This is a genomic window from Shewanella sp. GD04112 (assembly GCF_029835735.1).
Classification (GTDB): domain Bacteria; phylum Pseudomonadota; class Gammaproteobacteria; order Enterobacterales; family Shewanellaceae; genus Shewanella.
Genome location: NZ_JAOEAL010000001.1, coordinates 2,848,163 through 2,869,484 on the forward strand (window position 1 = coordinate 2,848,163; position 21,322 = coordinate 2,869,484).

Below are 21,322 nucleotides of genomic sequence, written 5' to 3' on the forward strand. Positions count from 1 at the left end.
CATGACTCAGCCGTTCAGCGCTAATGACAGCGCGCGTTGCTGCCGCTGCTGGCGACGAATCGACAGTGCCAACATCAAGGCAAGCAGTAACACGCTGCCCCCTAAGAGCATGTCGAAACGGCTCGAGGTCGATGTTTGTGGCAAAACGCCCATTGGCTGCCACCCCAAAGGTAAATGCTGGCGCACCACAGCATCGCGGCTCATGGCATTGCTGGTGATGGGGGTTAAATCCACCGCAACCAAGCTGGTATAGGGGCTGACTAAGTGATAGTTCATCGACAACGCCGTGACCTGTTGTTTGACCTTGTCATCGTTAGCGCCGTTTTTACTCAGCTCTAAGGCCGCAATCTGTTTGCGGGCCCAGAGTAAATCGAGTCCCGCAGCTGGCTGCGCTACATCAGTTGCAGAATGACTTGTGTCATTGGCTTGCAAAGATAACGACTGTTGCCAGTTTTTATGGCCCTGACGACCGGAGATCACCAGTTCCTGAGGCTCACGAGGGTGGCGCTTTAGGCTGATCAATACCGGCTCACCACGGTAAAGATCGGGTATAGGTGCGGGCCAGTAATCAGGCACAGAACCATCGTCAAAGCGCACCTGCAAATCGGTCAGTACCGGATACTGGATTTTGGCTAGCAACTGGCTGATCTTTTGCTCCACTTCATCCACATCACCAATGTAAGTAAAAGTACCGCGCCCAAGTTCAGCCGCACGCTGCATAAAATGGGAGTTCGGCGCCGAGCCAATGCCAACGGTGAAAAGACGATTGTCGCCGATTTGATTGCGGATTAACTCAAATAGCGCCGACTCATTGCCGACGGAGCCATCAGTCATAAAGATCACTTGTCTTAGCGACTTATCCTCAGCCGACGCTGTGTTAAACGCCTGTCTTGGCAGCGCGGCATTTAAAGCCTGCGCCATTTCGGTGCCGCCATCGGCCTGCAAACGATTCACAAACTGACGTGCCATGGCGAGATTAGTCGTGGTCGCGGGCAGTGGTGTTGTCGATAATAAAGACACATCGGAATTAAATTCGATAATGTTAAAACTATCCTGTGGCCTTAAACCGCGCAGCGCATAACGCAGGGCATTTTTCGCCTGAATGATGGAATCTCCCGCCATCGACCCCGAAGTATCAATCACTAAAATAAGCTCACGGGGCAAGTTCAGTTGTTCACTTGCATCGACTTTGGGCGGCAGGACCATCACTAAGCTGTAGTTATCTGTGTTGTTGCTATTGCTATTCCCATCGACACTGGCAGTTGAATGACTATCCGCACTCGCATTATCGTCCTGCGAAACATGGGTTTTGCCCGCTTGGTTGAATACCCAAGCCATGGGACTGGTGCCCTGCTTAAGACGCCATTGCAGCACAAAGTCACGATTAGCGGGCACGCGATTAGCCAAGGCCGCCGTCAGTTGGCCCTGTTTTTCATCAATCGTAATGGGATGATACGGACTCACTACGGCGGATTTATCCACGCCTTCACCGAGCTTGACCTTAATATCGGCTTTAAGCACGGGATCGGCCTCACTATTGGCATCGCGGATCGGGGCAATAATTCGGTCAGCATCGAAGACTTGGCTGCTGGTCACGCGCTCACCATTGTTTCCGCCTAGCGTTAACCCAGGGATATAGCGCGGCGCCACCACCAACGGAAAACGTAGGCTAAAGAGACCATCTTCATAATGAATGGTTTCTTGATAGCTGATTTCGACCACCAACTCCTCATCGGGAGCGAGGTTAGCGACTTCGGTCGTGAACATATTGGGCCGTTCTTGGCTGACTAGACTGGCGCGTTTCCCTTCGGCTTTGGCCTGCTCGAAAATCTGTTTTGCTTGCTGTTTTGGGTGAATTTGACCTTCGATGATCCGCTCACCAATGTGCAAACGCAGTGAGTCCACAGCCGCCTCATTGGGTAAAGGGAACAGATAACGACCATTGAGGACAAATCCCGTTTGATTACTGAAAACCTGCTTTACGCTCACCCTATTGGTCAGCCCCGAGACCAGCATCGACACTTGCGTGTCCACGGGTAAGGACGGCATTAAACGGCCGCTGGCGGTTTGATACACCAGCATCCCTTGGGTGACATCGTCGAAACTAAACGCTGGCAATGTGCTCGCCGTGTGTTCATCAAAGGTTGCGGCAATATTTTGCGACGCCGATAAGGTGCCCACACTGTTCGGTGAGGCTAACACCGCAAATGGTAGCCCCCAACAAATGGAGGCGCCGATCACTAGCATCGCCAGTGTTTGACAAACTTCTTTTACCCTTTTCCCTGTGATCATCACGAAGGCTCCTGATCTTGATTGAATACGATTGATATTGTTGAATTATTCGGTCACACGGCTCGCCATCAGCCCTTGGTTAGGCTGCATAGTCAGAGTGACTCGGCGATCGAACACATCGGATTCACTATCTTGCTGATCATTGAGTGGCATTCTGGCGCCGAAGGCTTGGGTGGTGATCCGCTCAGGGGCTACGCCTTGCTTAATCAAATATCCCCGCACTTCTAACAAACGTTGCTCCGAGAGCGCTTGGTTGTAGGCCAGATCACCGCGACGGTCGGCATAACCTTTCAGCTCGAGATTGGACTCGCTCGAGCGCTTCATCATCTTGGCGACATTGTCTAATTGGGGCAAAAAATGGCTTTCAAGCTCCGACGAACCTGTACGAAACTGCACATTCATACCCAGCGCCAACTCACTTAACAGTTGTTGTTGCTCGGCGAGCAGTTCATCCAGTTGCTTTTGGGTTGAGGCGTATTCGGCGGCGCGTTGCTCGCTGGCCTGTTGTTTGGCCGATAAGCTCGCCAGTTGTTGGCGCTGCAGGGCAATATGCTGTTGCTGGGTTTTAACCGTGTCGGTATCGGAGACCGATTGGCCAATTAAGGTGCCGGTAAATCCACCGATAATGGCGCCAACGGGCCCGCCCACTAGGGCGCCAAGTAACGCTCCGCCGCCAAGACCTATCAGCGCTTCGCCATCATCCTCATCTTGCTCAAGCATCTCAGTCTGTGGCTCGGAGAGCACAGGTTGATTTTGCAAGGAAACCCTTGCCGATACGCTAGCGATGGGCGCGGCGAATACACTCAGTACCAAGATATTAATCAGCGTCTTTTTCATCATCTCATTCCTTTTGATTTGTGCTGCGCTTACCCGCCTAAGTCATTAGCGCGGCGGGTAAAACGGAATGAGCTTATTAAACACAAGCGCCATGGCATAAGCGGGGATGGAAAATGGCAATGCGACTATCAATTGTGGCAACAAAATGGCAATTGCATTTGGGAGCTTTTCTCAGAAATAAATTCCTGTATAGTCACGAAAACTTATCCCCAGACACTTAGTCCCAGCAGTCAATAGGAAGATGGCTAATGAAACGTATCGCCATTGTGGAAGATGAAGCGGCCATTCGCGAAAATTACAAGGATGTGTTGCAGCAACACGGTTACAGTGTGCAAACCTATGCCGACAGGCCATCTGCCATGTTGGCGTTTAATACCCGTCTGCCGGATCTAGCCATTATCGATATCGGCCTTGGCAATGAGATTGACGGCGGTTTTATGCTGTGTCAGTCCCTGCGTGCCATGTCGAACACATTGCCAATCATCTTCTTAACCGCGCGGGATAGCGATTTTGATACTGTGTGCGGCCTGCGTTTAGGCGCCGATGATTACCTGAGCAAAGAAGTGAGCTTCCCCCATTTGACCGCGCGTTTAGCCGCGCTGTTTCGCCGCTCTGAGTTAGCCACCAGCCAAACGCCGCAGGAAAATTTACTGGAGCGCGGACCGCTTACTATCGACGCCAATCGGATGCAGGTTTCTTGGAACCAGATCCCGATTGAGTTAACCGTTACCGAGTTTTGGATGGTGCACGCCCTTGCCAAGCACCCGGGGCACGTCCGTAGTCGCCATGAGCTGATGCAAGAGGCGAAGATTTTTGTCGATGACAGCACTATTACTTCCCATGTGAAGCGCATCCGTAAGAAGTTTATGGCCGCCGCGCCCGAATTTGATTGTATTGATACCGTTTATGGCATGGGCTATCGCTGGGACAGCCTAGCCTAAACCATGCCAAGTAGCAGATTAGCCAGCATTCTATGACACGTTTTCCCTTCGGCCTTCGCACTAAAGTTATTGGCCTCAGCCTGTTTTTACTCTGCCTACCTTGGCTGGGGTACCAATATGTGTGGGAGATGGAAAAATACCTGCGCCACGGTCAGGAGCGCACCTTAGAGGGCACCACCCAAGCCTTAGCGACCGCCTTGCACGAGCGGCCCAAGCTGTTCGACGGTCAGGCGAGCTTTTTAAAGCAGGTTGAAAAGAGTCGCGATCTCTATGCTTACCCCTTAGCGGGCGCGATTCTGCTCGATGGCAAACTCAATGAATGGCAGGAATATCAGCACAGATTTATCCAGTACGGCGAGGCGAATCTCATCATGCGCGCCGATCCCAGCACGCCGCTCACCTTGAGTTTTACCCATATGGTGGGTCAGTACGATGGTTATCTGTATGCCTTTTTTCAGGTGGTCGATCCCAATGTGGTGTTTCGCGGCAAGAATGCCTTAAGCGTTGATAGAAACGATCACCTGTCGATTGCGACCCTTGCCCCCGACAATAAATTTAAACGCTATATCGTTGCCACGACCCAGCCCGGCTGGATCAGTGCCTTCGAGCTGCCCGCCAACCCTAAGCAAACCGTGCCAGTGACACCCGAAGTCCGGATTCAAGGACAATGGGCCACCACGGATGTGGGTTACAATATCGAGCTGCGTATCCCCTTAGATATGGTGGGCAGCAAACTGGGATTTGCGATTTCCGATGTCAACGACAGCAAATACCGCGATGTGACCGCGGTTGTCGGCACCTCCGCCTTAGATACCGTAGATAAACTCGGTACAGTCCTAGTGCCATCACCCGAAATTGAGAATATTATCAAAGGGATGAGCCACTACAGCTCACGAATTTGGGTGGTCGATAAACACGGCCGTGTGCTCGCGAAGTCTGGCGATATCCGTGACAGCAACAGTGTGTGGACGCGCACCCTCGATGATGAAAACAGCAACTCGATGTGGCAGCGTTTTCAGCGCGACTACCTGCACCCGCTCTACTATAAAATCCTCACCAAACCACCGAAGGATTTTATCGATTCCCTGCAAGACTCAACCGAACTCGACGGCAGCCATATTCAAAAGGCGCTCGCGGGACAACAAAGCTCGACCTGGCGACTTACGCCGGACAATAAAGCAGTGGTGCTTGCGGCCGCGAGCCCCATTTGGATTGATAACAATGTGATGGGCGCCGTGGTGGCCGAAGAAACCACCCACGGTATTCGCACCCTGCGTAACCGTGCGCTGGAAAAACTGTTTAACGTGATCTTGACCATTATGAGCATGGGCACCTTAGCATTGTTTTTCTTCGCCTCGAGTATTTCCAATCGTATCCGCAAACTGCGCGATGAGGCCGAGAATGCCATCGACAGCCAAGGCCGCGTGCGTAACCATTTAAAACCCTCTAAGGCGCGGGACGAGATTGGCGACTTATCCCGCAGTTTTGCCAGCATTGTTGGCCGTTTGGGCCAATACACCCATTATTTAGAGAATATGTCGTCGCGCCTGTCCCATGAGTTACGTACGCCGGTGGCCGTGGTGCGCTCCTCTTTAGAGCATTTAAATCTGCAAACCTTAGATAAAGACACGCAAAAGTACGTCGACCGTGCCCAAGAAGGGGTGAGCCGATTAAGCATGATTTTAAACAACATGAGTGAGGCAACGCGCCTTGAGCAGAGCCTTACTCAGGCCGATGTGGCTAAGTTCCCGCTATCCCAAGTGGTGAGCGGTTGTATGCAGGGCTATCAAATGACCTACCCTGAGCAGCAATTTAGCGTCAAAGTGCCCGAGCAACCTTTGATGATGCAGGGCGTGCCCGAATACATCGCCCAATTGATGGACAAGCTTATCGCCAACGCCATCGAGTTTTGTCATCAAGGCAGTGCGATCGAAGTCACCCTCACCCAAGTTGGCAAACAAGCCACTTTGCTTATCAGCAACTTAGGACCACAGTTGCCAGTGGATATGTCGGAGCAGATCTTCGACTCCATGGTTTCGGTGCGGATCAATCAAGCCCAAGACAAACCTCACCTAGGCTTAGGTTTGTATATTGCGCGGCTCGTGACTGAGTTCCATCAGGGTAAAATTTTGGCTCGCAACCGCAGCGAAAACGATGGGGTCGATATTCTGGTCACCCTACCGCTGAGCTAATCCACGCTCTGCAACTTGAGGCAAACTCATCTGTTTGCCTCCTGCCATTTTCACGGGCAGATGCTAAGATGACGGCCATCACAATGGATAACAACATAAAAACTGACTCGCCAAGGTAAGCCCTATGACAGATAAACATCAGCTAGCCACCCAAATCGTCAGCGTCGGTCGAGATAAAAAATGGACCAAGGGTGTGATTAACCCACCCGTATTTCGCGCATCGACTATCGTCTTCGACACAATGGAAGATATGCGTCACGCCGCCAAAAACAAAACCAATGGCGAAATGTTTTATGGCCGCCGTGGCACCCCGACCCATTTTGCGTTTCAGGCGGCGATCAGTGAGCTCGAAGGTGGCGCAGGTACGGCGCTGTATCCCTCGGGTGCGGCGGCGATTAGCGCGGCTTTGTTATCGTTTTTACAGGCGGGCGATCACCTGCTGATGGTCGACAGTGTGTACGAGCCAACCCGCGATCTCTGTAGCCATATTCTGGCGGGCTTTAATATTGAGACCACCTATTACGATCCCCTGATTGGTGAAGGTATTCGCGAGCTTATCCGCCCCAATACTAAGGTGCTGTTTTTAGAGTCTCCCGGCTCCATCACCATGGAAGTGCAGGATGTCCCGACCCTGTGCCGTATCGCCCATGAACATGGATTAGTGACCATTCTCGACAACACTTGGGCCTCGCCAATCAATAGCAAGCCCTTCGAGATGGGCGTCGATGTGTCGATTCAAGCCGCGACCAAATATATCGTCGGTCACTCTGATGTGATGATTGGCACCGCGACTGCCAACGAAAAGCACTGGCCGCAGCTGCGTGAGCGCAGTTATTTATTGGGGCAAACGACTTCCCCCGACGATGTCTATCTCGCCACGCGCGGATTACGCACCCTAGGCGTGCGCATGGCGCAGCATGAGAAAAATGCCCTTAAAGTGGCTAACTGGTTGAAAACTCGCCCCGAGGTTGACCATTTACGTCACCCCGCCTTTGATACCTGCCCAGGACATGAGTTCTTTAAACGCGACTTTAGTGCCGCCAATGGCCTGTTCTCCTTTGTGTTAAAGCAAGGGGACCAGGAGGCGGTGACCGCGCTCGTTGAAAATATGCAGCATTTTAAAATGGGGTTTTCTTGGGGCGGTTATGAGAGTCTGATCCTAGGGATTTTCGGGATTGAAAAAATCCGCAGCGCCACTCAGTGGGATGCAAGCAAGCCGTTGATCCGTGTGCATATTGGCCTCGAAGATCCCGATGATTTAATTGCCGATCTCAGCGCAGGCTTCGATCGCTTTAATGCCGTACTCGCCGCCAAGGCCAAATAAAGCTTACACAAATTATGTGAAAACAACGAAGGCGGGAGCTTACCCGCCTTCATTTTGCCCCGCCTTCGTTTTGTTCTACGTTCGTCGTTAGTAAACCTTCAATTCACCTTTACTATTTGGGCTGCGCCACACTTATTGCGGGGTCAATCCACGCCTGAGAACCGTATAGAGGCACGGTCGATAAGGCATGTTTGTGGCTGCCATTGGTCTCTTTGGTCGAATAGGATAAATACAGCAGGGTTTGATTAGGCGCATCGTAAATTCGGCGCACTTTTAAGCTCTTAAATAAGATACTTAAGGATTCGGTAAAGACCACTTCACCGTGTTTGCTCTTATCGATGTTAGCAATATCGGCGGCGGAAATCGGCCCCGTTTGACGACAACTAATGCCCATATCCGAAGGATCGGCAAAATCGAGGTTCGCTTCAATACGGCTAATATGGCAAGTGACCCCAGGGATTTTTGGGTCCTGCTTGGCATCGATAATCACATCTTTAGTGGTAAATAACCCAAGGCTCACTTTACCTACGTCATCGCCGCAGCCTGTGAGTAGCGTCCCCGCCAGCGTCACGGCCAGCAAAGACATTAAAGCCTTATTGACTCTTTTCATCTGTTTATCCTTATTCATCATCCTTCCCTATTGAGCAAAACACTTTTGTGCCCAGCGCGTTAATCCCGCCGTCACCGAACCAAAGTGGTCCCCGACGACCACTGGGGTTTCGGGATAAAGGCTAGTGATTTTAGCGTAAATCGCGGGGCTGCGCGCGGTGCCGCCCGTCACATAAATCACATCGGGTTTGCACTCTAGACTATCGGCATCCACGGACAGCTCCTCTGGCGCTAAACCATTACCCGCAAGACTCTTTGCCGCCTGAGTCAGCGCTTGGTGCATCAACGCCTCAACCTTGGTGAGCGAAGGCTCAATCGCCGTTTCAAACCCCGTGCGGCTCACTTCTGCCTGAAGTGATGCTTCAATAAAGTCCAGCGCACTCTCAGTCGTTTGCACCTCCGACAAGGCAATTTTGGCGCGCTCAGCGAGTCGTACAATTTGGTAGCTTAACTGTTGTTGCTGCACTTTGAGCAATCTTTTTAGCAGCTGCGGCTGCTCGGCCTCTTTAATGAGTTCATCAATCAACTTGCGAGTGCTTAGGGTGGCAAACTCACGCTGAGCGCTAATATCGTTGACGGCGACCGCATTCCAAAAGGGATTGCTCGGCATAGGCTTACCGTTACTCATTAGCGAGCCTAAACCAAAGTGCGGCATAAAGGCATTCATCGCCAGCGCAATATCCAAATCATTCCCGCCAATCCGCTGGCCGCTGTGGCCGAGGCAATCGGCACTGCGATCGAAACTCCCCTGATGCTTTGGCCCCATTTTGACCACGGAGCAGTCGGTCGTACCGCCACCCACGTCGACCACCAGCACGGTTTGGTCGGCACTGAGGCTGGCTTCATAGTCCATCCCAGCTGCCAGTGGTTCGAACAGAAATGCCACATCGACAAACCCTGCCCGTTTCGCGGCTAAGGTTAAAATGGCCTCGGCTTGGCGGTTGCTCTCTTCCCCACCAATGCCTTGAAAGTTCACAGGGCGACCAATCACCGCATGGGTAATGCTTGTCTCTCCCTCTGATGTGACGTCCTTTTCAGCGAGTACGGCTTCGGCGCGCACTTTAATATGCTGCATCATTAAGGTGACTATGTCTTCAAACAGGGCGACTTGTTCGGGTCTCAGGCCCGTTGCCCCTAAGAAGGATTTTGGCGAACGGACATAAAAACCTTCTTCCGGCATTTCAAGATAAGCTGCCACGGCCTGCTCACCCACAAACACCGCTTGGGTTTCAGCATCGAGATCTAATTCATGGCGCACCATACGGGCGCGGCTCAATTGCGCGGCGCGCTTCTTGGCATAATCCGCTTTCAACGCCTGCGGCAAGCCACGGTAAACGGCCTCGGCAATAAGCTCTCTATCCATTGCATACACAGTGGAAGGTAAATAAGCTGAATCGCTCGATAAGGGTAACAGTGAAACTTCATCTCCCTGCATGATCCCAACGGCACAGTTGGCACTGCCATAATCAAATCCGACAAACATCCGCTTACCCCTACAGTCAAACCACAATCAAAAAGCCGAGCAAGGTAACACAGTTTGCCCCAATCCCAAAGGAAGCCCCGCACAGTTCCCCTGCTTTACCTTGTAAATTTGCGGCTAAATGCAAGTTCATTTTAAAGTCACATTTCTGTCACACTTGTCATCAATCTGACATATTCAGCTCGTATCTTTGAGCGCATATCACTTTCGCCTGAAGGGGAAATGGTCTGTAAATCCCTTCATTTTTCAGTAGCAAATCTGATTGCACTCCGATGGATGAATGCTATTGTATATTGCGCCATGACGCTTGCTTAAAGGAGCTGTGCAGTGTCCCCGAATACCGATAAACTGTCGATCGATAAAGAAATCTCTTGGTTGTCATTCAACGAGCGGGTGCTGCAGGAGGCCTGTGATCCCAATGTGCCTATCGTGGAGCGGGTGCGCTTTTTAGGCATATTCTCCAATAATATGGATGAGTTCTTCCGAGTGCGGGTGGCCGCGGTCAGACGCTCAATTCTGCTCTCCGCGCTGCAGGAAGGTCGCAGCAATAGCCGCCACCTAATGGCCAAAATTCAGACCAAAGTGATGGCATTGCAGGAACGTTTCGACAGCATTTACGTCGAGCTGATGCGTGAGTTAGTCCGCCGCAATATTTTATTAATCAACGAGAAACAATTAAGCGAGTTCCACAGTAACTGGCTTAAAAAACATTTTCGCGATCACTTTAAACGCCATATCGCGCCGCTTATCGTCAACAACAATCGCGACCTAGTGAAGCATATCAACGACGACGCCACCTATCTGTGCGTGTGTTTATTCACTAAATCCCGCAGACAATATGCCCTCGTGGAAGTGCCCACTAAAAATGTGCCGCGTTTCATCGAGTTACCCGCCGAAAAATCGAAGGCGAAAAAATACTTGATCCTGCTGGATAACATTATTCGCCACTGTGTGGACGACCTCTTTGGTCCCTTCTTCGAGTACGAAGCCATTGAAGTCTATTCGATGAAGCTGACCCGCGACGCCGAGTTCGATATTACCGACGAACTTGAACAAACCCAGCTCGAGAAAATGACTAAGGGTTTGAAAAAACGCCTGACCGCCGAACCAGTGCGTTTGGTGTACGACAAAGAAATGCCCGAGCACATGCTCGAAATGCTAAAAGAAAATTTAAACATCAGCTCGACAGAGTGTTTGATCCCGGGCGGGCGTTACCATAGCTTTAAGGACTTTATCGGTTTCCCTAACCCTAGCCGTGATTACCTCGAAAATGAAAAATTGCCCGCGCTTAATAGCTCGGGCTTTGGCCGCAGCGCCAACAGTTTCGATGCGATCAAGATGGGCGATATTATGGTTAACTACCCGTACCATAAGTTCTCCCACTTTACCGAAATGGTGCGTCAGGCCGCCTACGATCCTGCGGTGCGTTTTATTCGGATCAACCTTTACCGTGTTGCGAAAAAATCCCATGTGATGCAATCGCTTATCGATGCGGTGAAAAATGGTAAACAAGTCACCGCCGTGATTGAACTGCGGGCACGCTTTGACGAGCAATCCAATATTGAGTGGACACGGGTGCTCGCCGAGGCGGGGGTGAAGGTTCACCATGGGATCACCAGCTTAAAAGTACACTCTAAGTTGTGTTTGATTGGCCGCGAAGAGCAAGGCGAGATGAAACTCTATTGCCACGTGGGGTCAGGCAACTTCAACGAAGGCACGGCGCGGGTCTATACCGACTTATCGCTGTTTACTGCCAATCAGGAAATCGCCCGCGAAGTGGAGCAAGTGTTCGACTTGATTGAACATCCTTACCGCCGCGATAACTTCCAGCATTTGATTGTGTCGCCCTATGATGCGAGACAAAAACTCACCCATTTGATTGATAACGAAATCGTCAACGCCCAGAGCCATATTAAGGCGGCGATCACCTTAAAATTGAATAACCTGCTCGATGAATCCTTAGTCCAAAAACTTTACGAGGCCTCGGCTGCGGGGGTCAAAATCAAACTGTTGATCCGCGGTATGTGCTCGCTTATTCCACAAATTCCTGGGATCAGCGACAACATCGAGATCTACAGTATTGTCGACCGATTTTTAGAACATTCGCGGGTAATGCTATTCCACGCCGGTGGTGAAAATAAATTATTTATCAGCTCCGCCGATTGGATGAGCCGCAACATAGATAACCGCGTCGAAGTGAGTGTGCCTATTTATGATCCGCGTCTAAAACAAATGGTGATGGATATTTTATCGTTACAGTTCAATGACAACACTAAGGCGCGCATCATCAATAAGGAACAGAGCAATCCTTATCGTAACCGCGGTAATAAACGTAAAGTGCGTTCTCAAATTGCCATTTATCAATATCTGATTAATTATGAGAAGCGGTTGCAGCAAGAATTTAGTGCCCAGCGCGAAGCCGCAAAGCTTGAAGCGGAGCACGCGGCGGAACTTGCCCACAACCCCGAATTACAGGCCAAAGCCAGCTAATGCTGGCTTTATCATCGTCTCGATTGCCTAAGGATAATCCGATTGGTTGCCACACATTCACAACCGCGACACTTTGTCGCTATCGACATGGGCTCGAACAGTTTTCATCTGGTTATCGCCCGTGAGCAAGACGGCAGCTTGCAAATATTGCACAAAGAAAAACAACAAGTTCAGTTAGCGACAGGCCTCAATACGCAGAACATCCTCAGCGTGGATGCTATCGAGCGCGGCCTCAATTGCCTGCGGGACTTTAATCAGCGTTTTTCCAATCTCGACCAAGCCCAAGTGCGTTTAGTCGCCACTCACACCCTGAGGGTAGCCAAAAACCGTGAGCAGTTTATTGAAGCGGCGCTCAGCATAATGCCCTATCCGGTGGAGGTGATTTCTGGCCACGAGGAAGCGCGCCTTATCTATAACGGCATTGCCCAAAGCCAAGTGCTTGGTAAACGCAATATCGTGATCGACATTGGTGGCGGCTCGACCGAAGTGGTTCTCGGGCAAAAAAATACCCCCACCCATTTATCGAGCCTGCGCTGTGGCTGCGTGAGTTTTAACGAGCGCTTTTTTATCGATGGCCAAATCACGCCAGCCTCATTTCGCGGAGCCCAAAGCGCCGCCGATAAACAATTTGCCTCGCTCTCAAAGGAATATTTCAGCGGCGATTGGGACCTAGTGCTTGGTAGCTCAGGCACAGTCAAAGCCATTTGCGAAGCGATTCAGGAAGACCATGGCGATGAAATCGTCACCCTCGCCCGCCTCAAACAATTAAAGCTGAAACTGATTAAGTGCGGACACATCAGCCAAGTGCAATTTGCTAATGTCGATGATAAACGCACGCCGCTCGTGCCCGCTGGCCTTGCCATTTTAATCAGCTTTTTTAGGCGCTTACCCATTGAGCAATTGGAGTTTAGTCCGGGCGCCCTGCGCGAAGGCGTACTCTACGAATTAGCGAAAATCGGCCAATATCAAGATATTCGCCACCGTACAGTTGAAAGCATCGCCCAGCTTTACCATGTGGATATGCCCCATGCGGCCAAAGTGCGGGACACCGCCATGGCGCTGTTTGAGCAGGTCGCCGATGAATGGGGATTAAGGCCCCATGCACGTTTGCTCTCCTACGCCGCCACCTTGCATGAGATAGGGCTGCACATTAACTCAAAGGCATTGCATAAACACGGCGCTTATATCATTAGCAACAGCGACTTACCCGGCTTTAGCGAGGCGCTGCAACAGGATTTAGCCAGACTGATTGCCAACCACCGTAAGAAACCCAATGAATTACTACTGGCCGAATTAGAACCTAGCCACAAACTCACCCTCATTCGTCTCGCCTGTCTGCTGCGCTTGGCGGTGTTAGTGCATTTAGGCCGAATTGCCAAAGCCCTAGTGCTTGAGAAAATCCAAGTGGTTCCTGATGGCCTCATGCTAGTGCTACCCAGCCATAAACGTAAAATCAGTTTGTTTATGAAAGATTTGCAGCGTGAACAAAAACAGATGGCGGCTTTAGGGATGCAGCTGCGTTTAGTCTCTAGCCTTGGGCTGAATCAGGATAAAAATCTCGAGGTAAAAGACGACACACTGAACGCCGTCGCCAGCTAATCTATTCGTCCTTTCTCATCCCTTCTAATCCTTCATCCCTTAGTGCCGTTAACGCACTAAGGAATGAAAGACTCTCCAATTACTTATCCCCTTTCCCGTGGGGCGCTTCGAGCTTATCCAACTCACAACCGCAACGATTACAATAGGTGGCATCGAGATCGTGGCCCATCTTATGACATTGATTGCAGGAACGCAGATCCCTATGCCGGCCCACTTCTTGGGAAATTTCCGCGGTTAAAATCCCCGTTGGGATCGCAATAATCGAATAACCCAGCAACATAGTAAAAGCCGCAATCGCTTGACCTAATTCGGTTTTCGGCGTGATATCGCCGTAACCCACAGTGGTGATTGTCACAATTGTCCAATAGACGGATTTGGGAATAGAGCTAAAGCCATTCTCAGGACCTTCGACTACATACATCACGGCGCTTAACACCATGATGATTAAACTCACCGAGAAGAAAAACAAAAACACCTTGCGGCTCGATTGCAACATGGCCTTGAGCAGCAGATTACCTTCGCTTAAATAGCGCAGTAGTTTCAGTACCCTAAAGATCCTAAAGAGGCGCAGCACCCTGATCACTAAGGTGAAATTCGCCCCTGGAATAAACAGCGCCAGATAACTCGGCAATACTGACAATAAATCCACTAAACCGTAAAAGCTGCGGGCATACAACACAGGATGGGTCGCGCAGTACAACCTTAAACCATATTCAATGGTAAAAATCAGCGTGAACACCCACTCTAAGACGCGAATGATGTGCCCATAATCTTGGTGAACCGCTTCGACTGTATCGAGGAACACCAGCGCAACACTCAGCACAATACAGACCATTAAGCCAATATCAAAATAGCGCCCTGCGGGCGTATCTGTGCCAAAAATAATAGTGCGTAGCTGGCGTTTTAATGGGCTTTCGGTGTCTGGTTTTTCAGGCGACAGATCTGACATAGGGGAAAACTTCCTTGCGATAAAAAGCGTTATCTTTTCCAAATCCCCAAAGTCTGCCATGCAATTGCCACTAGCTCAAAATTATCTACTCACATAGACATAAAATTGCGGTATGATGCGCGAAAAACCTATATCTGCGTCATTTTTAGAGGAAGACATGCGCGTACCCCTACTCACTAAAACAATTACTGTGGCCATGACTCTCGCCGCACTGATTTCACCCCAAGTGCTCGCCTCATCGGGTATAGGTAAAGTCGATTTAGTGGTGATCACTAAGTCTGAGTCCAATATGGCGCTGTTAAGGGACGGCAAAATCCTCAAGCAATATCGTATTGCCATGGGTGACTTGCCGACGGGCCACAAGTTAACTGAAGGCGACCAACGTACGCCGCAGGGCCGTTATATTCTGGACTATAAAAAATCCGATAGCGCCTATTACAAGTCGATCCACATTTCTTATCCCAATGAAGAAGATAAGTTAAGAGCCAAGGCGCTGGGGATCCGCCCGGGCGGCATGATCATGATCCACGGCCAGAACCCTCGTTCACCTCTCTCGCCCGAGCAGGCGCAGCAATACAACTGGACCGACGGTTGTATCGCCATTACCAACGCCGAGATGGATGAAGTGTGGAAAGCCGTCGATGAAGGCACGCCCATTGAGATTTGGCCCTAAGCGCTAAGCTTGATTAGCCTATGCGACTCAACGCCCAGTCAAATGGGCGTTTTTATTTGTATTCCCCGCTTTAAGGATGTTTTATGTCAACAATCACTACAGAGGCTGCGGTATTCGGCTACACCACCTTAGAACAGACATGGCCAGAGTTTGAGGCGAAGATCCTCACGTTTCTTGGCAGATTAGGCTTAGCGGACAAGGCACTGCATTGCGATCATGTCGCCTTGAGAGTGAACAGCATCGCAGCTGCCGATGCACTCAAGCAGGCCTTTAGCGCACACGGGCGGATCATCTCGGATAATCAAATTAATGGCCGCACGATCCTTATCATCGAACTGGATAAGCCCCTAAAATTAGGCAGCTTTAGCATTGACTGCGTCGAGCTGCCCTATCCCGGCGATACCCTCTATCCACAAGAAGGCTGGGAACATATCGAACTGGTACTGCCATCGACGGCACAGGACTGCGACGGTCTAAGCCAAGAGCTGGCTCAGTTGAGTCCATCACTTGTGCCCTTACTCCAAGGGCAAGCGGCATCCTTAACCGAAGCGCCGATAAAAGTGAAATTCAGCTCGCCCAAGGGTGATAAAGAACGCTTAGCCAACCCCACCATTGCCTTTAAACAAGCCGATGTCTGTATCAAAATTCACCCGCACAGCATTAAAGCAGTTATCGCCAGCGAACAGGACTAACGGAAACCGCAATCTATGTGCGCTCCTTCTCGCAGGGAGTGTGAGCCCTATACCAATTACTGACAATCGCTTGCACAAAACAGGCAGTTTGAGAAAAAGTCAGCAACAATAAAGGGGGAAATAGTCTAGTGTATGACTATTAACGCTTTGATTCGCCATTAGGTTTTATCGAGTTTTGTGTTATCGACCACGGGAATGCCAGCAGGCTTCCCGTGATATCCATAAGGACGCAGCGCATGAAACCCCACAAGCATGAAGCACAGCTACTCAAACTCGCCTTGGAGATTGGTATCGGCTACGCTAAAAAACGCGGTTTTGATGACTTTGACAAAGGTGTGTCGCCCAAGGATAAAGTGGAATGTATTTATCGGCTGTTAGTGACCGATAATTTGATCCAACCCTTAGCCAAAGATAAGGAAGATGGCCCAAATATGAAGCACAAGCTGGTACTGTGGATCATCCGCCATCTGCCGACGGATCACCCGTTATTGCAATAAGCACTCAAACATAAAAACAGGGCGCCAATGATTGGGCGCCCTGTATGTAAATAAGAGATAGACTCGGGAGTTACTTCGCGACTTTTTGTGCTTTTTCCGCCGCCAGCACAGTCGCCATAGATGGCACTATGGTTGTCGGATCGAGTCGCATTTGAAACCAGTTCACACGCCAATCTAAATGCGGGCCATTCGCTCGCCCTGTCGCGCCGACTTCTGCCACGGCTTGGCCCTGCTTAACGGTTTCGCCCGCATAGACATAGAGTTTGCTTAAGTGCAAAAAGCTTGAACTCACGCCATAGCCATGGTCGATAATCATAGTGCCGCCCGAATAAAACATATCGGGAACCGACAGGCTGATCACGCCATCGGCAGGCGCGACGACCACAGTACCGGTTTTCGCAGCGACATCCACCCCAAAATGGGGGGTGCCAGGCACATCGTTATAAATCCGCTGACTGCCATAGACGCCTGAGATCCTGCCGGTTAATGGCCAAATAAACGACTGTAAAAATGCCGTTTGCTCGCTAAACGTGCCACGGGCCGCTTTCACCTGCGCCGTATCTTTGGCCGCTCGCTCCTGCGCTACGGGATCGGGCTTCATGATTTTATTGCTGATGCCCTTAACGCTCTGAATATTGTATTCGCGCTTAGTGACACTGAGCGGTTTGACTTCGGTTAAGCCATCGGGATAGACCAAGCGTAGTTCTTGACTCAGCTGCGCATCCCTATCAAAACCAAAGGCAAAATGACCATCTGGCGTCACTTTTAAAGCCTCACCGTTAAGACTTATCTGCGTGCCCGCCGGCGCTTTACCACGAATTAACGCGCCCTGCTCAAATTGCCCTTCAAAGCTCACCTGCGCCTGAGCCGATAAGCTAAACAGGCTTAAGAGCGACAAGACTGCCGCCTTACAACTAAGCGATGGTGTATTCGGTAAAGTTTTTAACAACTTAGGTAGGGCATTGGGTACGGCGTTTAGCATCTTCTCAAAAATCCTTATTCAAACAATAACGCCCTAAAGATTAGGGCGTTATAAAAAAATCGACAGGGTTAATTGCCTTTGCTCACTATGGCACCTTTACCCACACCTTCGTAGGCAATCACAGTAAATTGGCTCGATGGCACTTTTGCTACTAACGTGGTCGCCATATAGTCGGCCAGCAATTCAACCGTGGTATCGTGCGGGATCAAATCACAACATTCCTTGGGCATGGCCAGTTGGAAATCCCCCTGCGGCGCTTGATAGTGGAAACCATAATGGCTGTCATCACTGATCCGCGTTTGTGGCGATAGGTTTAAGGTCTTCACTGACACTAAATCCTCCTCGCTACCGAGGTAGATATCGTGCCAACGCTTGGCCCAATATTCATCCCATTTCGGTGCCGGAATACCGTTTTCAAACACTTGAATTGGGCTGCGATGACCATGGGCAATCCGCTGGCAATTGCCATCGTGTTTACGTAAACCATGGCTGTAATGATAGTAAGGCGAATTGAGGATCTCATGCCTTAAGGTGAGGCTAATACCTTCAACATTATCGGGCAGAGTTTCCCGCAGTGCTTTTTGTAAAAAGGCGTTAACGCTTGGAATATCAATCTGTTCAGATGGAACGAGTGCAAAGGCTTGAGAAGGACAAGCTAAGTGGATCTCACCGAGCGCGCTATCGAAATCCATCCATACCCGATCGCCCTGTTGCTGCCAACGCACACCACTGTAGGCGGTCGGTACCAATAAACGATGATCGGCCACCGCATCAATTGTCTGCTTGATGGTCCGTTTCACTTTAGCGAAATCGAGCACCATATTTTGCTCGTCTAAACCGCCTTCTAATACCACATCGACAATCCAGCTTTCCCCTACCATGCCACGCTTTGGGCAAAGATAGGAAAAATCGATCACGGTTAAATCTTTTACAAACAGTTGCATTGACTCTCCTCGGCAGAAAAACAGTCCGCCTTAATAGGGATTGCGCCACTTAGCGATGGCCGAGCACGCTCACTTGGCCATAACCAAGCTTACCCAAACAGTAAATAAGGATTCTAATCAATTCTGCCTCGCCCCGCGACAAATGAATCCGCTGTTAGGCGCTTTTTATCTGGATGACACAACAAATGCACAAGCATCGCGTATGAGTTAGCCAATTCGCTGGCTAATTCGATGACTGAGTGAGCAAAAAGCAAAATGCACTTACGTCACTCGCCCCGCCAAACAACGCGGAAAAATCTCGATAAAGGCGTCAAGGATATCACCGCGGAGCCAATAGCGATGAATAGACAAGCGTAAATACAGGCTGGTTAATAGATACTCGCGATTAGCAAATAAATGGCTAAACGACACACCACTCACCCTATCGAGATAATCAAATAAAAACAGAGAATTAGCTCACAAAAACTTAATCCACAACTGCGATAGACCCAATCGAAACAAGGCGTTATCCCTAAGGCGATTAAGCCGTTAGTATCGCCCTATAAACCATACATAAAACAAGGTTAATAAGGGAGAGACCAGATGATAAAACTCACCGCTATCGCGATCAGTATTATGGCCATGTTAGGCGGACACTACGCGGTTGCTGCCGAACCGATTGAAGTGATTACGCCAGCTAAAATCACTGAGCCAGAAAAAGTCGAGCTAGGTAAGATGCTGTTTTTCGAACCCAGACTGTCGAAATCAGGCTTTATCTCCTGTAATTCTTGCCACAATCTTTCTACTGGCGGCGTGGATGCCCTGCCCACATCGATTGGCCACCATTGGCAAGAAGGTCCAATTAACTCCCCAACCGTGCTGAACGCCGACTTTATGCTGGCGCAATTCTGGGATGGCCGCGCCAGCGACTTAAAAGAGCAAGCCGCAGGACCGATTGCCAATCCAAAGGAAATGGGCTTTACCCATGAACTTGCCACCGAAACCATTGCCTCAATGCCCGCATACCGTGCCCGCTTCGCTAAGGTTTATGGCGATGAAAAAGTCGATATCGATCGTTTAACCGATGCCATTGCCGCCTTCGAAAAAACCTTAGTCACGCCGAATAGCCCATTCGATCAATATCTCTTAGGTAAACAGGATGCGATTAGCAGCGAGGCCAAAGCGGGTTACCAACTGTTTAAGGACAAAGGTTGTGTCAGCTGCCACAATGGCCCCGCGGTCGGTGGCACTATGTTTATGAAGATGGGCCTCATCAAACCATTCCACACCAATAATCCTGCCGAAGGGCGTAAAGGCGTGACGGGCAAAGAAGCCGATAAATATGTGTTTAAAGTACCGACGCTGCGTAATATCGAGCTCACTTATCCCTACTTCCACGATGGCAGTGTTTGGACGCTCGAAGAAGCGGTAAATACCATGGCGGATATTCAGTTAGGACAAAAGCTTACCGACAAAGAAACTAAGGAGATGGTGGCCTTCTTAAATTCGCTCACGGGTGAACAGCCGCAGATTGCCCTACCAATCCTGCCACCATCGAATAAAGCGACTCCACGTCCTGTGCCATTTGCAGCAGCTTCCAAGTAAGTCGAGCTAAGCGGCACTTCAGATAAGTCGCTTTCGCACAAAAGTTAAAGGCCGAGGATTCATCCCCGGCCTTTGTGTTTAATGTTTGATGCTAAAAAAACTAACGCTTAAAGCTTAAGCGATATTATCCAAGACGGCTTATTCGCCCTTAAGACGTCTATCTAACTGATCTTTTAAGTTTGCGGGCACGCCTTTAATCAAGAGCGTGTCGGAAATCGGATCGTAAATCACCCGCTGACCTAAATGGCCACCATCGAAACTAATAGTAACGCCGCCACCGGTACCCGAAAACTTCTTTAGCTGTCTTAAGGTCGATTTATCGGCGGGGAATTCTTCATCCAGTTCATAGCTACCGCCACGGGCAAAGTCATAGAAAGACTCCATACCTTGGTCGGCGAGTTCATCGGCTAAATCTTTGATCTCAATGTCAGCGCCTTCATCGAAACGCTCAGAGCAATACTCAAACACTTTGTTACGGCATTGCTGACGTTCTTCTTTAGTAAGATCGCTACTGGCAACAAAATCTTCCACCGCGTTCATTAGGGTCTTATTTTGCGCCTTGGTATTTACGCCTTCGACACAGCCCATAAAATCGAGGAAGAAGTCCGCCACCTTACGGCCCGCTCGACCACGGATAAAGGAGATGTACTTGCGGGAATCCTTATCGGCCTGCCATTCGGTAAGATCGATACGCGCCGCTAATTGAATATTGCTTAAATCTAAGTGGTTGTTTTGCGACAGTTCCATATCATCGAGTACCGTCATCGATGACTTGGCACTCAGCAGCGCCACAAACAAAAAGTCACTCGCCATGCTGGTATAGCAGGACATCAACAGGAATCCGCCTTGGCTAAAATCATATTTTGCCAACTCTTCCTGCAACAACTTACTGGCTTGGCCGGTAAATTCGACGAAGCCTAAATCCCCTGCACGGTATTCCTGCAGCGCATTCGAAAACGCCGGATTAGCCTCACCGTCATCACCATGGATACCAAAATAGCCAAATCCTTTGCCGGATTTGCTGGTATAAGTCTGATGCAATTCTTCCAGCATCATCTCGACAGCCTGACTGTTCAGCAGAGGTTGAGGACGTAAACGGCAGCGTAATTGCCCCTGACTGTCCTGGGAAATCTCGTGAATAATTGCTTGTTCGATGTTAATACTCATAAGCCCTGATAGTGATGCTGGAATAAATCCGCTATTATATGCCGCTAATCCATTCCAAAGTGAAACATTT

At 50.0% G+C, this 21,322-nt stretch carries 17 protein-coding genes; 9 read left to right on the top strand and 8 right to left on the bottom strand.

Annotated elements, in window-relative coordinates:
- Window positions 1–6: 6 nt before the first annotated feature.
- Together N7386_RS12620 and pdsO are read right to left on the bottom strand one after the other, a co-directional pair.
- Entirely contained in the window at window positions 7–2,292 is a 2,286-nt protein-coding gene (locus N7386_RS12620; protein WP_279768803.1) for a marine proteobacterial sortase target protein, read from the bottom strand.
- A gap of 45 nt (window positions 2,293–2,337) precedes the next feature.
- Window positions 2,338–3,132 carry a sortase-associated OmpA-like protein PdsO gene (gene pdsO / locus N7386_RS12625; protein ID WP_279768805.1) on the bottom strand — a complete coding sequence of 265 codons (795 nt, stop codon included), beginning with the start codon at window positions 3,130–3,132 and terminating at the stop codon, window positions 2,338–2,340.
- Between the two features lie 245 nt (window positions 3,133–3,377).
- Between pdsO and pdsR the strand changes: the two genes are divergently transcribed.
- The 3 genes from pdsR (at window position 3,378) to N7386_RS12640 (ending at window position 7,586) form a co-directional block, all read left to right on the top strand.
- The gene (gene pdsR, locus N7386_RS12630) at window positions 3,378–4,070 is read left to right on the top strand and encodes a proteobacterial dedicated sortase system response regulator (RefSeq protein ID WP_011622965.1); all 693 of its coding nucleotides are present in this window, start codon (window positions 3,378–3,380) and stop codon (window positions 4,068–4,070) included.
- Window positions 4,071–4,102: 32 nt separating this feature from the next.
- Complete coding sequence (gene pdsS, locus N7386_RS12635; protein ID WP_109285803.1) at window positions 4,103–6,262, top strand: proteobacterial dedicated sortase system histidine kinase; 2,160 nt, start codon at window positions 4,103–4,105, stop codon at window positions 6,260–6,262.
- Between the two features lie 124 nt (window positions 6,263–6,386).
- Window positions 6,387–7,586 carry a cystathionine beta-lyase gene (locus N7386_RS12640; RefSeq protein WP_126511489.1) on the top strand — a complete coding sequence of 400 codons (1,200 nt, stop codon included), beginning with the start codon at window positions 6,387–6,389 and terminating at the stop codon, window positions 7,584–7,586.
- A 112-nt stretch (window positions 7,587–7,698) separates the two neighbouring features.
- On the opposite strand, the gene N7386_RS12645 is transcribed toward N7386_RS12640, so the two are convergent.
- A complete protein-coding gene (locus N7386_RS12645; protein ID WP_279768808.1) occupies window positions 7,699–8,196 on the bottom strand; it encodes a CreA family protein in 498 nt (165 codons plus the stop codon).
- A gap of 27 nt (window positions 8,197–8,223) precedes the next feature.
- Window positions 8,224–9,678 carry a molecular chaperone gene (yegD, locus tag N7386_RS12650; protein WP_279768811.1) on the bottom strand — a complete coding sequence of 485 codons (1,455 nt, stop codon included), beginning with the start codon at window positions 9,676–9,678 and terminating at the stop codon, window positions 8,224–8,226.
- A 324-nt stretch (window positions 9,679–10,002) separates the two neighbouring features.
- Between yegD and ppk1 the strand changes: the two genes are divergently transcribed.
- Window positions 10,003–12,165, top strand: coding sequence for a polyphosphate kinase 1 (gene ppk1 / locus N7386_RS12655; RefSeq protein WP_011626401.1), 2,163 nt, complete (start codon window positions 10,003–10,005; stop codon window positions 12,163–12,165).
- A gap of 42 nt (window positions 12,166–12,207) precedes the next feature.
- Window positions 12,208–13,764: an exopolyphosphatase gene (gene ppx / locus N7386_RS12660; protein ID WP_279768813.1), complete on the top strand. Its 1,557-nt coding sequence runs from the start codon at window positions 12,208–12,210 to the stop codon at window positions 13,762–13,764.
- 79 nt (window positions 13,765–13,843) lie between these two features.
- Here ppx and N7386_RS12665 read toward each other — a convergent pair whose 3' ends face one another.
- Window positions 13,844–14,713: an ion transporter gene (locus N7386_RS12665; protein WP_109285798.1), complete on the bottom strand. Its 870-nt coding sequence runs from the start codon at window positions 14,711–14,713 to the stop codon at window positions 13,844–13,846.
- A 157-nt stretch (window positions 14,714–14,870) separates the two neighbouring features.
- Between N7386_RS12665 and N7386_RS12670 the strand changes: the two genes are divergently transcribed.
- The 3 genes from N7386_RS12670 to N7386_RS12680 all read left to right on the top strand — a co-directional run bounded on the left by N7386_RS12670 (window position 14,871) and on the right by N7386_RS12680 (window position 16,575).
- Window positions 14,871–15,386, top strand: coding sequence for a L,D-transpeptidase family protein (locus N7386_RS12670; protein WP_086904218.1), 516 nt, complete (start codon window positions 14,871–14,873; stop codon window positions 15,384–15,386).
- Between the two features lie 83 nt (window positions 15,387–15,469).
- Window positions 15,470–16,078: a VOC family protein gene (locus N7386_RS12675; RefSeq protein WP_279768816.1), complete on the top strand. Its 609-nt coding sequence runs from the start codon at window positions 15,470–15,472 to the stop codon at window positions 16,076–16,078.
- Window positions 16,079–16,314: 236 nt separating this feature from the next.
- Window positions 16,315–16,575: a DUF5062 family protein gene (locus tag N7386_RS12680; RefSeq protein ID WP_011626406.1), complete on the top strand. Its 261-nt coding sequence runs from the start codon at window positions 16,315–16,317 to the stop codon at window positions 16,573–16,575.
- A 70-nt stretch (window positions 16,576–16,645) separates the two neighbouring features.
- On the opposite strand, the gene N7386_RS12685 is transcribed toward N7386_RS12680, so the two are convergent.
- Together N7386_RS12685 and N7386_RS12690 are read right to left on the bottom strand one after the other, a co-directional pair.
- A complete protein-coding gene (locus N7386_RS12685; RefSeq protein WP_279768818.1) occupies window positions 16,646–17,557 on the bottom strand; it encodes a M23 family metallopeptidase in 912 nt (303 codons plus the stop codon).
- Window positions 17,558–17,625: 68 nt separating this feature from the next.
- Window positions 17,626–18,501 carry a 6-carboxytetrahydropterin synthase gene (locus N7386_RS12690; RefSeq protein ID WP_279768820.1) on the bottom strand — a complete coding sequence of 292 codons (876 nt, stop codon included), beginning with the start codon at window positions 18,499–18,501 and terminating at the stop codon, window positions 17,626–17,628.
- 582 nt (window positions 18,502–19,083) lie between these two features.
- Here N7386_RS12690 and N7386_RS12695 point away from each other — a divergent pair.
- Window positions 19,084–20,085 (top strand): cytochrome-c peroxidase, encoded by a 1,002-nt coding sequence (locus tag N7386_RS12695; RefSeq protein WP_086904216.1) that lies wholly within the window; start codon window positions 19,084–19,086, stop codon window positions 20,083–20,085.
- Between the two features lie 138 nt (window positions 20,086–20,223).
- Here N7386_RS12695 and yejK read toward each other — a convergent pair whose 3' ends face one another.
- The gene (gene yejK, locus N7386_RS12700; RefSeq protein WP_011622980.1) at window positions 20,224–21,252 is read right to left on the bottom strand and encodes a nucleoid-associated protein YejK; all 1,029 of its coding nucleotides are present in this window, start codon (window positions 21,250–21,252) and stop codon (window positions 20,224–20,226) included.
- Between the last annotated feature and the right edge of the window lie 70 nt (window positions 21,253–21,322).

Bases quoted from the DNA above. Each gene is read 5' to 3' on its own strand.
- N7386_RS12620 (WP_279768803.1), bottom strand. From the start codon at position 2,292: ATGATCACAGGGAAAAGGGTAAAAGAAGTTTGTCAAACACTGGCGATG.
- pdsO (WP_279768805.1), bottom strand. From the start codon at position 3,132: ATGATGAAAAAGACGCTGATTAATATCTTGGTACTGAGTGTATTCGCC.
- pdsR (WP_011622965.1), top strand. From the start codon at position 3,378: ATGAAACGTATCGCCATTGTGGAAGATGAAGCGGCCATTCGCGAAAAT.
- pdsS (WP_109285803.1), top strand. From the start codon at position 4,103: ATGACACGTTTTCCCTTCGGCCTTCGCACTAAAGTTATTGGCCTCAGC.
- N7386_RS12640 (WP_126511489.1), top strand. From the start codon at position 6,387: ATGACAGATAAACATCAGCTAGCCACCCAAATCGTCAGCGTCGGTCGA.
- N7386_RS12645 (WP_279768808.1), bottom strand. From the start codon at position 8,196: ATGAAAAGAGTCAATAAGGCTTTAATGTCTTTGCTGGCCGTGACGCTG.
- yegD (WP_279768811.1), bottom strand. From the start codon at position 9,678: ATGTTTGTCGGATTTGATTATGGCAGTGCCAACTGTGCCGTTGGGATC.
- N7386_RS12665 (WP_109285798.1), bottom strand. From the start codon at position 14,713: ATGTCAGATCTGTCGCCTGAAAAACCAGACACCGAAAGCCCATTAAAA.
- N7386_RS12670 (WP_086904218.1), top strand. From the start codon at position 14,871: ATGCGCGTACCCCTACTCACTAAAACAATTACTGTGGCCATGACTCTC.
- N7386_RS12675 (WP_279768816.1), top strand. From the start codon at position 15,470: ATGTCAACAATCACTACAGAGGCTGCGGTATTCGGCTACACCACCTTA.
- N7386_RS12680 (WP_011626406.1), top strand. From the start codon at position 16,315: ATGAAACCCCACAAGCATGAAGCACAGCTACTCAAACTCGCCTTGGAG.
- N7386_RS12685 (WP_279768818.1), bottom strand. From the start codon at position 17,557: ATGCTAAACGCCGTACCCAATGCCCTACCTAAGTTGTTAAAAACTTTA.
- N7386_RS12690 (WP_279768820.1), bottom strand. From the start codon at position 18,501: ATGCAACTGTTTGTAAAAGATTTAACCGTGATCGATTTTTCCTATCTT.
- N7386_RS12695 (WP_086904216.1), top strand. From the start codon at position 19,084: ATGATAAAACTCACCGCTATCGCGATCAGTATTATGGCCATGTTAGGC.
- yejK (WP_011622980.1), bottom strand. From the start codon at position 21,252: ATGAGTATTAACATCGAACAAGCAATTATTCACGAGATTTCCCAGGAC.